This is a genomic window from Spirosoma horti (assembly GCF_054776595.1).
Genome location: NZ_BAAHBQ010000002.1, coordinates 345,310 through 359,518, shown reverse-complemented (window position 1 = coordinate 359,518; position 14,209 = coordinate 345,310). Strand labels below are relative to the sequence as shown.

Genomic DNA, 14,209 nt, shown 5'->3' with positions numbered 1-14,209 from the left:
CTCCTTCAAGGGCCCATTATTTAGATTCGCGGGTTTCTGCCCACGCTACATACTATGCCTCAACCCGTTTCCTGGAAGCGTCGCCTTAAAAACTTCCTATTTATCGACCTTAAAACCGTGGCGGGGGAGCCGTCACTTCTGTCTGTAGAGCCCCGTTTGCAACGACAGTGGGAAGAAAAAAGTCGATTTTTCAAGAGTGACGATGAGCTTTCGGCGGCTGGCTGGTATGACCGACGGGCTTCTTTTTTTGCCGAGTTTGGCAAGATCATTTGCATTGGTGTGGGTGGTTTGTTTTTCGACGATGACGACAAGCCCCACCTGAAAGTGAAATTATTGAGCAACGACGACGAACAAACCCTGCTGAATGAGTTTCTGGTCATTGTAAACCGATACCCGCCCGGCGAACTTACCCTCTGCGCACATAATGGCAAGGAATTTGACTTCCCTTATTTGTGTCGGCGACTGATGGTCAATGGCTTGCCATTGCCGCCCGCTTTACAGATATCGGGGAAGAAACCCTGGGAGATACCCCACCGGGACACGCTGGAGTTCTGGCAGTTTGGCGATAAGCGGCATTTTGTGCCACTCGATCTGCTGGCCGCCGTTCTGAATGTGCCAACCCGACCACTTGAATGGACCGGCGACCGAACCAGCGAAGTCTATTACCGTGAACACGACTGGCCACGTATCGAGCAGTACGCCCGCGATTCGATGGTAATGCTGGTTCAGGTTTATTTGAAGATGGTGGGTGCTCCGCTCGTGGCCGACGAGCATATTGTCCTGAGTGACTAAGCCATTCAGGTAAACCGGGTCAATCTAACAGAGTAGCCCGATACTCGATAAACGACCGGTTGTCTACCCGGATTCCGAACAACCTGGTTACTACCAATAAACAAGAGCAAGTAGCGCTTTTCTACGAAGCTCACAAGTATACGTCATAGACTGCCATGGCAGTCCATAATTTTTTAGCCAGTCCATAAAGGCTGGCAATTAACATGAGAAACGGAAAACCGAAACAAACTAAATATACAAAAGACACCGCTGGCCAACCCGCCAGCCGACAGTCTCAACCGGCTCGCCCCCGGGAAAAAGGGGTGGAAAAATCAGGAAAGAGCCAGAACCGGTCTGGAGGGGCTCGGTCTATACAACAGACCGACTCGTTTCTGGATGAAATGAAAAATGACCTGATGGCGTTTTTTCAAATCAACGATAATCAATCCTTTACGCAGGAGCAGGTCCTTGAGCATTTCGACACCAGCGACCGGCGCATGAAACTCATCATGCACGGCTTGATTGGTGAATTACAGGACGAAGGCTTCCTGACCCGTCAGGCCGATGGCAGCTATCGGGCAGACGCCGATGCGAACGTTGTCGAAGGCGTTGTAGACCACGTTAACTCGCGCTTTGCGTTCGTTGTGCCGGATACCGAAGCCGGCGTACGTCGCGACAGAGATGACGACATTTGGGTATCAAGCGATGACCTTGCCGGTGCCGTAGACGGCGACCGGGTGCGGGTTGTGCGCTTTACCGATTCCCGCAACGGAGGCCGCAATGGCACCAAACGCCGGATTGAAGGAAAAGTAGCCAGCATAGTCGAACGAGGCCGCACGGAGTTGGTCGGGCGCATTGAAGTGTGGCCTACCTATGGCTTCGTGGTTCCCGACAGCAAGAAGATCTACGACGACATTTTTATCCCGAAAGAAAAACTCGGGGGTGCCAGCGATGGCGAGAAAGTGATCGTTCGCTTAACGAAATTTCCGGACCCTAACAGCAGCAAACAGCGGTTCGAAGGCGAGGTGCTGACAGTGTTGGGTATAGCGGGCCAGAACAATACTGAAATGCACGCTATTCTGGCCGAATTTGGCTTACCTATTCACTTCCCCGCCGATGTTGAGCAGGAAGCCGAAGCCATTCCGACCAAGATTTTGAAGAAAGATTTGGCCAAACGGCGCGACATGCGCGACGTGACAACCTTTACCATCGACCCGATCGACGCAAAAGATTTTGATGACGCCCTTTCAGTCCAGATACTCGATAATGGCAATTACGAAATTGGCGTACACATTGCCGACGTAACGCACTATGTATTGCCGGGCTCGAAGCTGGAGGAAGAGGCTTTTAAACGAGCTACGTCTGTTTATCTGGTGGACCGGGTTGTACCGATGCTTCCGGAGAAACTATCGAACGGGCTGTGTTCCCTACGGCCAAACGAGGATAAGCTTACGTTCTCGGCGGTGTTTGAATTGACGCCCAACGCCCAGATCGTGAAGGAGTGGTTTGGTAGAACGGCCATTCACTCTAACCGGCGTTTTGCTTATGAAGAAGCGCAGGATATTCTGAACCACAACAGTGGCGATTACCTGGAAGAACTTCGATTGTTGAATGAACTGGCCTACAAGCTACGCGATGAGCGGTTCAAGAATGGAGCTATCAATTTCGAAACGGTCGAAGTACGCTTCCGGCTGGACGAGAACGGTGTTCCGTTGGCCGTTTACCCGAAAATTCGCCAGGACACCAACAAACTCATTGAAGAGTTCATGTTGCTGGCCAACAAACGTGTGGCTGAATTTGTGTACTCGCTCTCGAAGCGAAACAAGGGTGGCGAGGAAAACACGATGGTGTATCGTGTTCACGAATCTCCTGCGGAAGACAAGCTCCGGAGCTTTTCGGAATTTGCCCGAAAACTGGGCTACAAACTCAACGTCGACGACGAGCACCTGTCGAATTCAATGAACCGCTTCATGGCCAGTATCGAAGGCAAGCCCGAAGCGAACATGCTTCAGCAACTGGCCGTTCGAACCATGTCGAAAGCGCGATACAGCACCGAAGACCTGGGCCACTTTGGTTTAGCCTTCCGACGGTATTCGCACTTTACATCGCCCATCCGTCGATACCCCGACATGATGGCGCACCGGTTATTGCAGCATTATCTCGACAAAGGTAAACCCGCCGACCGGGAGGAATATGAAGAGAAATGTCGGCATTCGTCGGAGCGGGAGAAGATGGCCGCCGAAGCTGAACGGGCCAGTATTAAGTACAAGCAGGTCGAATTTATGAGCCGTATGGCTCCCGATCAGACATTTGAAGGGGTGATTTCAGGCGTTACCGAGTTCGGTATTTTCGTAGAAATCACCGAAAACAGCTGCGAAGGCTTAGTTCGGATGCAGGATTTAAGCGACGACTTCTACGAATACGACAGAGACAATTACCGCATTATTGGCAGTCGTACCAAGAAGATGTACACCTTTGGCGACGCCGTGGTCGTACGCTTGAAAGAAACCAACCTGGCCCGTCGAAGCATGGACTTCGCGCTGGTCAGTGACAGCGCCGGGCGGGCTACCGACCTGAGCACCAGCCGTCGGCCGGGCCGAAGTGAGAGTAGTAGTCGGTCAGGCGGGTCGTCTCGCGGATCGTCTTCATCCCGTTCGGGTGGTCGTTCTAAAGGTTCAGACAGCGCTGCACCGAAGGGTGAAAACCGGCGTGGGGGCCGTGGACGCCGGTAAATGATTATAGAGTTCGGGTCAATAAATGATCCGAACTTAAATCTTGTTTATCGTTTGGCTTGCGTTTTAGTCTTGTAATCTGCTATATTTGCAGGCCCAAATAGGGAAATTGTCTGCTTCCGTAGTTCAATGGATAGAATTTCGGTTTCCGGTACCGACGATAGGGGTTCGAATCCCTTCGGGAGCACAACATAAAAACAGCCCGCTTGCTAGTTGATAGTAGGCGGGCTGTTTTTTTATGGTTGACGAATACAGATAAAAGTAGCCAGTGAAGACCCCTTGACTGGCCATTATAGATTCTTTAATTATCTCATCCGTTTCTGTTGCTGAGTCAAGCACAACCTTAGCTCTCCAACCTTCTCCAGCAAGGTAGCATTCATCTTTACCACGTTTAGCCCTTCCTTCACGACGTCGTTGGATGACGGTGCATCGGGTAGGCGTCCTCCCTCATGCATATAGCCAGTACCGGATTCTGATGGGCAAAGATGCTAGGTGAACGCAAATACGTTATCACTCTAATCAGTCACAATTAAAGATCGATCAATACGTAGGCTAATTGAATTATTACATGTCAGTTTGTTCGGCCGGCTGGCTGAATTTGGCCAGTATTCAAATCATATTACAGCTCATTTGACTTTTCGCCAAATGTAATTTTCCTGCACGCTGTAAGAGAGGGATCTGAACCGTAGGCTCAGATAGATTTACCATGTAAAGAGTAAAATTAATTGACGTTTGACGGAAAAAGCACCCTCATTCCTAACACTGAACTATTTCAAGAACTTTGTAAACGGCTAGTCAAACAACCTGCTGATTTACTGCAATTTAGCACTTCCAGTCATTTATTTGATGCCATTTATCCTGTCAGATTAGCTTGCAGAAGTGGCCAGAAACCGTAATTTTGTTAGCTTGAACTTACTCATCAGTTATCGCCTTAACCAGTTTATCTGGCTGGTTATTTCCACATAAACCGTATTCCAATTGCTATGGTACAGAATGATGTGATCGAACCGATCTTAGAAGAAGACAAAGGCCGTTTTGTGCTGTTTCCTATCAAACACTGGGATATCTGGGAATACTATAAAACCCATGAAGCCTCATTCTGGACAGCCGAAGAGATTGACCTTGGCCAAGATATGAAAGACTGGAATAGCCTGAATGATGGCGAACGCCATTTCATCTCGCACGTTCTGGCCTTTTTTGCCGCTTCAGACGGGATTGTCAACGAGAACCTTGCCGTCAACTTCCTATCGGAAGTGCAATATGCCGAAGCCAAGTGTTTCTATGGCTTCCAGATTATGATGGAGAATATCCACTCAGAAACCTATTCGTTGCTGATTGACACATACATTAAAGACGCGGCCGAGAAAGATCGGCTTCTAAATGCCATCGACACCATTCCGTGCGTACAGAAAAAAGCAGAATGGGCGTTACGCTGGATCGACAATGGGTCGTTTGCTGAGCGGCTCATTGCTTTTGCCGTTGTGGAAGGTATTTTCTTCTCGGGTTCGTTCTGTTCCATTTATTGGCTGAAGAAACGGGGAATGATGCCCGGCCTCACCTTCTCGAATGAGCTTATTTCGCGCGATGAAGGCTTGCACCGCGACTTCGCCTGTATGCTCTACACGGATCACATCGCCAATAAACTGCCTGAATCGCAGATATACGACATTATTCGTAATGCGGTCGAAATTGAACAGGAGTTTGTAGCCGATGCCTTACCAGTATCGCTGATCGGTATGAACGCCGAGTTAATGAAGCAGTACATCGCTTTCGTGGCTGATCACCTGCTCACAACTCTTGGTTTGCGGAAACTGTACAACGTGTCAAATCCATTCGATTTCATGGACATGATTTCATTGCAGGGCAAAACCAACTTCTTCGAGAAACGGGTTGGTGAATACCAGCGGGGTGAAGTAATGTCAAAGTTCAAAGCTATGAAAGCGGCCGCTTCACAGCCACAGGATGCAGAAAACCCATTGCCCGTTGTCGTTGTCGAAGAGCCAAAAGGAATTACTTTCGACGCTGATTTTTAAGTAGGCAAAAAGCCGTTCTATAAAAAAGCCCCGGTCCAGAGCGATTCAGACCGGGGCTTTTCTAGTTTTGAGTGGAACAGCGACGTATGGCGTACCAGCCTTCACCTCAGCAGTCAACGAACTGATTTAACTGTATTTGTGCTTGATATTGATCAGGAGGTGGGAATCGTGACCCGTCAAAAACCGGACGCGATGCTTAATTTAACCACTGCTCAGATTCAGGCTCTTACCTACCATGAGCTGGTTCAGAATCGGGAGAGCTGGCTCGATCTGAAACCAGGTGCTTGTTTTTATGACTATTTTGGCCTGAGCTAATGGGCTATATAGTGGCCTATTTCAGGCGCTTATTGACTAACATATGAACAAGGCCATAGTGCCGACGTCCGGAAGACCCATACGGCCTAAACAAGCTCTATCCTCTCTTGTAAGGCAGTTAGTCCCAGCAAGCCATAACTTGAATTACGTCCTTTATTTATAGCCATTTACAACTCTTTTTATCAAATTTGTATCTTTTCTCAGTCTTACCTGCATTCTGTAAGCTTTTCTTAGATTCAAATGGACGATTTTTAGTCGGAGCCTAGGGAGTATTCAATTAAATGGAATCATTTATTTTATTTAAATCCCGCATTTATCAATATGCTTTCGGCTTTTTGATAGTCATGATCGGGTTAACTTTTTACCACCGTTCCGCCCATTTTGACGATGCCTGGTTTGCCGAACAATCCTATTGGTTAGTGCAAAATGGCTGGGTTCGATCAGAGTTTTTCAGAGGGTATAATCATTGGGAAGACCGGATTTATATTTTTCATAAATTATTCATCTACGCAGGTGCTTTGCTAATGGGCACCATAAATTTTTCGTTACCCGTCAGCAAATTAATAACGCCATTATTTGGCGGTTTAACAGGGTGGCTCATTTGGCGTTACACCAATAAACAGCCGGTTGAAGAACGATGGATTGCTGTTCTTATTTATTTCGGTTGTGGTACAATTATACGTTACTTTTTTGTTAACCGCCCGGAGATTATGTGCATGTCGCTGGGATTCGCGTCTTATGTTTCTATGGCGCGATCAGCTAAAGTACGATCAAAACTAGTGCTTGCCGGTATTTTCGCCGGCTTAGCGGCACTCACTCATCTAAATGGACTAATTTACCTTGCTGCCGGGTTTTTGTGGTCGTTTATACGGACCGATTGGCGTTCCAGCCTGTGGTTTGGCATTGCTGGTGGATTAACCTTTAGTTTGTATGGGCTAGACGCCTTACTAACTAATAACTTCAGCCTAATGTCAATGCAGTTTTTAAATGATCCTGCTACGCAAGCTGGTTTAAGGTTTACAGATAAGCTACTGGTTATGTTAAATTATCACCAATTATTTTTTCATAGCCATGGTGAAGTTCCGTTGACTGTTTTAACCCTTTTAACCCTATTAGCGTTTAGGCACTATGTCCGGCTGACACAACCTGTTTTTCTATATTTGGTTCTATTAATAAGTACATTTTGGGTACTTTCAAAAAGCAATTTCGATTTTTATTATATTTTGTTTGTCCCCTGGATGGCTCTGTTTATTGCCCATTGTGTAGTTGCTTATCTACCAAACATCTCAGTCAGATATCGATCAGTAGCTAAGTGTTTACTTACAGGTTATTTTGTCTTTTCCTTATTCAGTATTTTTAAGGTGCTGGAAGAAAATTACACGCAGCTATACATCCCTTTTTACAACGCTGAGCTGGCCGAGCACATGCCACTTCAACATACAAAGATCATTGCCCCTCTCAGCTTTTTCTGGGGTCAAGGCAGTAATTATCAAATTCATGGCTTAACGTATTATTATTTTCTGGACAAGAAAAATGGACCAATACCGTTGACTTCGTTCTTCAAAATAGCTGATAAAGAAGGCGTTGAATACATTGTTACAGATGCCCTAAAAAATGCGAGCTACGAAATTCCCTTAAATGCGCCTGCTCACATTGGCGCTTTCAGACGTATTTTTCAGGACAAACACACATCAATTTATGGCCGAAATTAATTTCGACTTATTTGACTTTTATAGCATTATAAGTTGATCCACCATACCTGCACATAAGTTACGTTGCTAATTAACAAAAAAAATGCCCACTTTATCTCTAAAAGATTTCACAAAAAGGCCAATATTCAGTAACTTTTACTTTATCTACTTGGTTTATTTTTTATTGACTCTCTTCGCTAGCATTCGTATAGTGGGCTGGGAGGGGTCTAATAATTATTCCATCTTTTTTTACTCCCTAGAACACCTCATTGAAGGAACAAGTCTATACACATTATACCCGGCTCAATACACAGACCACTACCACTACGCTCCATCTTTCGCCGTCATATTTGCCCCCATCTTTGCACTTCCATACTCCATTGGTTTGTTTTTATGGCAATTTTTATTTGCCGGCGTGTGGATTTATGCAATTCGTATCTTACCCATTAGTGATAAACAAAAGGTATTTGCTTATTGGTTTAGCCTACATGAACTATTCACATCAACAGTTAATAGCCAGACAAATCCTTTGATTACGGCTTTGTCTATTTTTGTCTTTATCTGCTTTGAGAAAAAACAGCCGTTCTGGGCTGCCTTTTTCATTATGATCGGGTTTAATATAAAAATCTACAGCCTGGTCGCAGCAGGGTTATTTATACTGTATCCGCAGAAAGGGAAATTTATCAAGGCCATGGTGTTCTGGTCGGTTATACTGGGCTTACTACCTTTATTATTAACTTCACCCGCCAAGATGCTGTGGCAATATAAGTTGTGGGTCCGGGAACTGTTTATAAAATCTGATGGTGATAAATGGCTGAATATATCTATTCACCGTCTGGTTAATTTATTCATATCGCCAGACATTACAGCCTCTGTTATAATTTGTGCAGGCGTTATACTTTTTTGCACTGCCTACCTACATAGACGCCGATTTAATGAGCATACTTTTCAAATGCTGCTTTTGGGCTCTATTTTAATTTTTCAAGTTATATTCAATCCAGTTGCGGAGTCTCCTGCCTACATCATTGCCGTTACTGGTGTGTTATGCTGGTGGTTTGTTTGCCCACAATCAAAGATGGATTGGCTTCTCTTGATAAGTTGCTTTATTTTGACCGTAATGTCTCCCAGTGATTTATTTCCGTCATCGATAAGAAGTACTTATGTCGTTCCCTACAGTCTAAAAGCATTACCCTGTGTGCTAATCTGGTTCCGTATTATTTATTTAATAAACTTTCCTACTCTGAATACATCTAGCGCTAAAGTAAGGTAGCGCTACTGGCCTCCTTCCTTTAATTAGTGTTTACTGTAGGATAGCTATGGTAAATGTATCTTACTTTGTAGTTCATTAGTCGAACCAACGCATGGCGGTAGAGGGAATTAGTCGGTATTTCAGGCTGTGGAAACATATCGCAAATCCTGGCGAATACTTATTTCATAAAGTAGTCGGCCATAAACAGGATCTGGCCTTTACTACGAAACCGTTTCCTATTTGTTTCCAGGTGCCTCCAAGTCTTTACCTGATATTCAAGGAGATATTTATGGCAGATGTCTATGAGATGGACGAACTGGTTAGCACCCTACCCAAAGCGCCAGTCGTAATCGATATTGGTGCCAATGTTGGTTTTTTCGATATTCAGTTATTGTCTAAAATTGAGAAAGCGACCATTTACGCCTACGAACCTGTACCGGCTAATGTAAAAACTCTTCAGCATACGTTACAACAGAATCCCAGACTGAGCCAGAGCATAAAACTTTTCTCAATGGCCGTAACAGGAAAACCCATTGACCAACTGGAGCTTTTCATTGAAACCGAGGACAAAAGTCAGGTCGTAGCTTCTGTCTTTTCCGCCTTTCATGAAAATAATAGTCAGAAAATCATGGTACCCTGCATAACACTTACCGATATCATTGAGAAAAATAACCTGGATGTCATTGACCTGCTAAAAGTGGACTGCGAAGGAAGTGAATATGACATTATGTACAACACCGCCCCCGATCTAATCAGACGGGCGAAAAAAATGACCATTGAAGTACATAACCTGGACAAGAACCTGAACAATATCGATGCCTTCGACCATTATATTCAGGCGCTGGGCTATACAACCACCCGGTCGCCCATTAATTCGTTTTGTTATGCGCTGGAAGCCACGCGCCAGTAAAAGCTGTTAAATTGAGCTCCATTGGGCAACGTCAGGGTTTGGGCGCACGCATGAGCTCCTTGTAGAGTTTCCAGTATTCGGCTGCGGCAATTTTCCACCGAAATTTCTGGCTTTGCCCCCGCAGACGGTCTGGCATAGCGGGGTCATTTCGATACATTTCCATACCTTTTCCAAAGGTTTCGACAACAGTTTCCGCATCGAATGATGGGAAATAGAAGGCTTCTGACCCACCAACTTCAGGCAAACTTGTCAGGCTGGAGCTAAAGACAGGCTTACCAAAAGCCATTGCTTCAACGACAGGAATACCAAAGCCCTCCAGCAGGGAAGGGAACAAAAACGCATCGCAATGGGAATAAAACCACCACTTTGTCGATTCGTTGATGGGTCCCGGCATTAGAAGCCGATTCGATACACCCAATTGCCGCGCCTGCTCCTGAATTGTCTGGCTATACTCCGGTTTATCGGGGCCAGCCAGCACCAGCCAGTAATCGGGATTAGCCACCAGGATAGGCAGCATGGTGTGCACGTTTTTGTAGGATTGCAGCATCCCGATAAAAAACAGGAAGGGTCCACCCGGCTCCACGGCCGGTGGCGTAGCAGGAACCGGCTCCGGAATGTCGACTCCGCAATAAATAACGTTCACAGGAGTTTGAGCAGGAACGACCAACTGCTGGCGAACATCCTGCGCTACGTAGGCTGAAATCGTGGTTATACACTGTGCCTGGTTGATCCTTGCCTGATATCGTTTCTTACGACGGTCTTTGCGCTGGGCCGAATACTGGGTAAGCGCCAGATAATTAAGATCCAGAACCGTATACATAAACCGGGTCGACCGGGTAGGGTAAATGTGCGTATCCTGATACAGACAATGCCAGATGTCGAATTTCCAGGAGCGCCAGATCCGGTTCCAGCGACTGGCGACCCGATACGTAACCGACGGCCCAAAAATGCCAACCTGATCGCGAGTAACCAAAAATGTCAGGTCCCAGTCGGGTGGTTTCTGCCGTACCAGTTCGCGGCCCAGATGTAAACAAAGCTGACCGAGGCCGCTAGTCAGATTGGCCATTCGTTCAGTTTCCAGAAATAGTCGAGGCATTAGATGGGCAAGTGGGTTAATTAAAAATAACAAAAATCCTGTGTTCTGACAGCGTTTACTCCTCGCCGTTCAACACGGTAAATATTAACTCCGATTCGTATCCTTTGCTAAGGGCGTAACGAACGAGTTTCTGCTTCACAACCAATGGATTGTCATCGCGAAGACTTTGGCGTTTTTTTGCCAGCAGATCGGCCAGCGTTTCGCGGTAGTCGTCTGGCGCAATTTCCTTCATGGCCTGATCGAGGTTGTAACCCGAGATACCGCGCTGCTGAAGGTGTTGTTTGATTTTACGACGTCCCCAGCCTTTCACCCGGAATTTACCCCCGGCAAACGATTTTGCGAAGCGCTCTTCGTTCAGGTAATTCTGCTGGATCAACTCGGCAATGACCTCTTCGGCATCATCACCTGAAACGCCCCATTCCTTCAGCCGATCTCGGACTTCCTGCTGGGTACGTTCCTGATAAGCACAAAACATAGCCGCTTTGCGAAGCGCATCCTTTACTGAATCTGTCATATAAATGATAACACAAGTGAGCCTAAAATCACTCAGTTTAACCCGAGCAGCGCAGGCATTTTATCTACCAGAGCCTACTTTACGGGCTGATGTTGCATGAGCGTATTAATCAGATCCTCCACTTGAGAAACGGGCATTTTTACCACCAGATGCTGGTGTCCTTTCCCCGAATTATCCCACCCATTTGAGCCGTCCGGATTCATGGTCAATCGACCTGATTTAACCGTATAGTAGGGCTCATATCCTTTTACCCCAACCAAAACGGCAGTCTGGTCCCAGCTCATTCGCCCATTTTTATCTTCGGCCGCTTTGGGCAGCGAAATCTTAAATACGTCTTTTACGGGACTGTGCTGAATCCGGTTATTTTGCGTGAGTGGCAGGCCCGAATGAATCTGTTCGCCAATTTCAAACCCACTCATCAAAATAGGCGTCGGCCAGTTGGCAAACACAATTTTTGACGATGTACTATCTCTGAATACATTGTATTCGCGACCAGCCGGAAATTTGCCCGCCATGCTCACGACTTGTTTGATCTTTTTGGCAGCCAGCGCTTTACCCGGTAAGTTAGAATAATGATCGGCGGAGGAGTTAAGCAAATTAGCCAGATTTGTCAGAAAGCCAACCGTGATGACGGTAACACTATGGTCGGGTTGTTTGGCCAGAATCTGTCGATAAAGGGCAACAGCATCGGGGGTATCCTCGTTCGACTTAATAGCGTGCGGATAGCGAGCTACCAGCGTATCGGACCAATGCTGCGATTCTCTGTCGCTAATTGCCTTTCCTTTGGGCACCCCGATAGGCAAATTCGGCCGGTTGAAATAAGTATTCAACACGCTCAACACCGGGGCTACGTTCGAATAATTAGTGCTGGCAATGGTTGCTAGAATCCGGGCCTGACCTGCATCGGCAAAGGCATGAAGCATCGCAATAGCGCCTACGTCGTCATAATCGGGTCCCATGTCTGTATCGAAAATAACCGAAACGGGCTGATTTCCGGGGGCCAATTGTCCATATACTACACCGACTGTCAGACTGAGTAGCACACCAACTGAAAATAAATAGGTTCGAATCATTTGGTTAAGCGAGATTTACGGGACGTTTATGGACGGCCACAAAGCCCTGCGGTACTACTGGCCGTTCCAGCACGAATTACGGGTTGTTTTTTCAGTAATCGTAATTCACCTTCTCTAAATTATTGACGACCATGATTTCGATCAAAAAACTAACGACACAACCCGACGCCCAACTGCGCAATCTTGGCTGGGATTGGATGCTCGGTCAGGATACGCTGCCCTATTTAACCAATGAAGTTGTTACGGTAACGCCGGCTGAAGCAGATGCTTATTACGAAGCCGCCAACGAATTGTTCGAGATGTTTGTAGCTGCCGGGCAGCATGTGATCGACGAAAACCGCTTCGCCGAGTTGGGCATTCCTGCCAACCTTGTTGAATTGATTACCCTGACCTGGAATGATGACCGACATATTCACCTCTATGGACGTTTCGACCTGGCAGGGGGCGTTGGTGGTGATTCCAGTATCAAGCTTATTGAGTTCAACGCTGATACGGCCACGTGCCTGCCCGAAACGGCGGTGGTACAACATGCTCATCTGCTGGCCAATAATCTTGATAAAAGCCATCAGTTTAACTCACTCTTCGAGACATTGACCGGCCAGTTTGAAGAATTGCTGGCGGTAAATCCTGACTTACAACCCACACTTTTGCTGTCGGCCATTCGAGACGTTCCCGAAGATGATGCCAATGTGGCGTTACTCGGCGAAGCAGCGCGTGAAGCTGGATTCGATATAGAACTCGATTTCATCGATAATGTCGATTTTTCGGCGGAAGAAGGAATTTTCTGGCAGAACCCTAAAAATGGTGAGTTCGAAAAACTGGATTTCTGGTTCAAGCTCGTACCCTGGGAATCCATTGCCGAAGAAGAGCCTGAGTTACTTCAAATCATGACCGAAATTGTCCGTAAGCGGCTGGCCGTTGTTCTTAATCCTGCTTACACGCTACTTTTTCAATCAAAATATATTTTAAAGATCCTTTGGGAGCTATATCCCAACCACCCGCTCTTGCTCGAAACAGACACAAAACCGCTGGTTGGCAAGCCCTGCGTCGAGAAAGTGTTATTTGGACGGGAGGGTGCTAATACACGCATCCTGAACACCGACGGCACCGAGCGGCAGAGTACAGATGGCGATTATGGCGACTACCCCAAAATCTATCAGGAGTATGTTGAGTTTCCAACGGATTCGTCAGGTAACGCTTATCAGGCGGGTGTTTTCTACGCAGGTGAAGCCTGCGGACTAGGTTTTCGGAGGGGCGGTCTGATTCTGGACAATACGGCTGGCTTTGTCGGGCATATTATTGAGTAAACAGGTAGGAGAAGCCATTGACGAATGGTACCTTATGAACGGGCTGGTCGAAGCCCGTTCATTTACCGTCAGCACACATTCATCGACATTAATTGGCCTAATTAATCGTACTAACTCTCATTCATCACGTTCATGGCTAATATAGGCCTTTATATTCAGGCGCTTGTCTACATTGCTGCTGGCGCGAACCACTTCATCAGCCCCAAAACGTATCTGGCCATTATGCCGCCTTATATTCCAGCACACAATCTGATGGTCACGTTGAGCGGCATTGCTGAAATTGTTCTGGGGATCGGGCTCCTTTTTCCGGCTACCCGATCACTATCGGCCTGGGGACTTATGATTCTGTTGATTGCAGTGTTTCCCGCTAATATCTATATGGCTATGGCAAGCCGATTTAGTAAGCTTCCTGGCTGGCTCCGATGGGGCCGGTTACCCCTACAGGGCCTTTTAATCTGGTGGGCCTATCAATATACATAAATGCCGGTTACAGTGCCTTCCAGAAGACCGTTTTGCCA

12 protein-coding genes and 1 tRNA gene are annotated in these 14,209 nt (G+C 46.7%); 10 read left to right on the top strand and 3 right to left on the bottom strand.

Going from position 1 to position 14,209, the window contains the following annotated elements:
• Positions 1–54: 54 nt before the first annotated feature.
• The 8 genes from ACYVAM_RS05460 (at position 55) to ACYVAM_RS05425 (ending at position 9,701) form a co-directional block, all read left to right on the top strand.
• Complete coding sequence (locus ACYVAM_RS05460; protein ID WP_461064723.1) at positions 55–792, top strand: 3'-5' exonuclease; 738 nt, start codon at positions 55–57, stop codon at positions 790–792.
• A 203-nt stretch (positions 793–995) separates the two neighbouring features.
• Positions 996–3,503 (top strand): ribonuclease R, encoded by a 2,508-nt coding sequence (gene rnr / locus ACYVAM_RS05455; protein ID WP_461064721.1) that lies wholly within the window; start codon positions 996–998, stop codon positions 3,501–3,503.
• A gap of 115 nt (positions 3,504–3,618) precedes the next feature.
• Positions 3,619–3,690 (top strand) — tRNA-Arg (locus ACYVAM_RS05450).
• Positions 3,691–4,486: 796 nt separating this feature from the next.
• Positions 4,487–5,536, top strand: coding sequence for a ribonucleotide-diphosphate reductase subunit beta (locus tag ACYVAM_RS05445; protein WP_461064719.1), 1,050 nt, complete (start codon positions 4,487–4,489; stop codon positions 5,534–5,536).
• A 138-nt stretch (positions 5,537–5,674) separates the two neighbouring features.
• Positions 5,675–5,851, top strand: a complete 177-nt coding sequence (locus ACYVAM_RS05440) for a hypothetical protein (RefSeq protein WP_461064717.1) — start codon at positions 5,675–5,677, stop codon at positions 5,849–5,851.
• 281 nt (positions 5,852–6,132) lie between these two features.
• Positions 6,133–7,563, top strand: a complete 1,431-nt coding sequence (locus ACYVAM_RS05435) for a hypothetical protein (protein WP_461064715.1) — start codon at positions 6,133–6,135, stop codon at positions 7,561–7,563.
• Between the two features lie 82 nt (positions 7,564–7,645).
• The gene (locus ACYVAM_RS05430; RefSeq protein WP_461064713.1) at positions 7,646–8,812 is read left to right on the top strand and encodes a glycosyltransferase family 87 protein; all 1,167 of its coding nucleotides are present in this window, start codon (positions 7,646–7,648) and stop codon (positions 8,810–8,812) included.
• A 268-nt stretch (positions 8,813–9,080) separates the two neighbouring features.
• The gene (locus ACYVAM_RS05425; RefSeq protein WP_461064711.1) at positions 9,081–9,701 is read left to right on the top strand and encodes an FkbM family methyltransferase; all 621 of its coding nucleotides are present in this window, start codon (positions 9,081–9,083) and stop codon (positions 9,699–9,701) included.
• 31 nt (positions 9,702–9,732) lie between these two features.
• On the opposite strand, the gene ACYVAM_RS05420 is transcribed toward ACYVAM_RS05425, so the two are convergent.
• From ACYVAM_RS05420 to ACYVAM_RS05410, 3 genes are all read right to left on the bottom strand, one after another.
• Positions 9,733–10,797, bottom strand: coding sequence for a glycosyltransferase family 4 protein (locus ACYVAM_RS05420; protein WP_461064709.1), 1,065 nt, complete (start codon positions 10,795–10,797; stop codon positions 9,733–9,735).
• A gap of 55 nt (positions 10,798–10,852) precedes the next feature.
• Complete coding sequence (locus tag ACYVAM_RS05415) at positions 10,853–11,311, bottom strand: regulatory protein RecX (protein ID WP_461064707.1); 459 nt, start codon at positions 11,309–11,311, stop codon at positions 10,853–10,855.
• Between the two features lie 74 nt (positions 11,312–11,385).
• The gene (locus ACYVAM_RS05410) at positions 11,386–12,384 is read right to left on the bottom strand and encodes a nucleoside hydrolase (RefSeq protein ID WP_461064705.1); all 999 of its coding nucleotides are present in this window, start codon (positions 12,382–12,384) and stop codon (positions 11,386–11,388) included.
• Positions 12,385–12,515: 131 nt separating this feature from the next.
• Here ACYVAM_RS05410 and ACYVAM_RS05405 point away from each other — a divergent pair, with 131 nt between their 5' ends.
• On the top strand, positions 12,516–13,691 hold the full coding sequence (locus tag ACYVAM_RS05405) for a glutathionylspermidine synthase family protein (RefSeq protein WP_461064703.1): 1,176 nt from the start codon (positions 12,516–12,518) through the stop codon (positions 13,689–13,691).
• A 132-nt stretch (positions 13,692–13,823) separates the two neighbouring features.
• Positions 13,824–14,171, top strand: coding sequence for a DoxX family protein (locus tag ACYVAM_RS05400; protein ID WP_461064701.1), 348 nt, complete (start codon positions 13,824–13,826; stop codon positions 14,169–14,171).
• Positions 14,172–14,209 lie beyond the last annotated feature (38 nt).

Excerpts from the sequence above, each read along its gene's own strand:
- ACYVAM_RS05400 (WP_461064701.1), top strand. The coding sequence starts at position 13,824 with ATGGCTAATATAGGCCTTTATATTCAGGCGCTTGTCTACATTGCTGCT.
- ACYVAM_RS05420 (WP_461064709.1), bottom strand. The coding sequence starts at position 10,797 with ATGCCTCGACTATTTCTGGAAACTGAACGAATGGCCAATCTGACTAGC.
- ACYVAM_RS05435 (WP_461064715.1), top strand. The coding sequence starts at position 6,133 with ATGGAATCATTTATTTTATTTAAATCCCGCATTTATCAATATGCTTTC.
- ACYVAM_RS05410 (WP_461064705.1), bottom strand. The coding sequence starts at position 12,384 with ATGATTCGAACCTATTTATTTTCAGTTGGTGTGCTACTCAGTCTGACA.
- ACYVAM_RS05430 (WP_461064713.1), top strand. The coding sequence starts at position 7,646 with ATGCCCACTTTATCTCTAAAAGATTTCACAAAAAGGCCAATATTCAGT.
- ACYVAM_RS05425 (WP_461064711.1), top strand. The coding sequence starts at position 9,081 with ATGGCAGATGTCTATGAGATGGACGAACTGGTTAGCACCCTACCCAAA.
- ACYVAM_RS05445 (WP_461064719.1), top strand. The coding sequence starts at position 4,487 with ATGGTACAGAATGATGTGATCGAACCGATCTTAGAAGAAGACAAAGGC.
- ACYVAM_RS05460 (WP_461064723.1), top strand. The coding sequence starts at position 55 with ATGCCTCAACCCGTTTCCTGGAAGCGTCGCCTTAAAAACTTCCTATTT.
- ACYVAM_RS05415 (WP_461064707.1), bottom strand. The coding sequence starts at position 11,311 with ATGACAGATTCAGTAAAGGATGCGCTTCGCAAAGCGGCTATGTTTTGT.
- rnr (WP_461064721.1), top strand. The coding sequence starts at position 996 with ATGAGAAACGGAAAACCGAAACAAACTAAATATACAAAAGACACCGCT.
- ACYVAM_RS05405 (WP_461064703.1), top strand. The coding sequence starts at position 12,516 with ATGATTTCGATCAAAAAACTAACGACACAACCCGACGCCCAACTGCGC.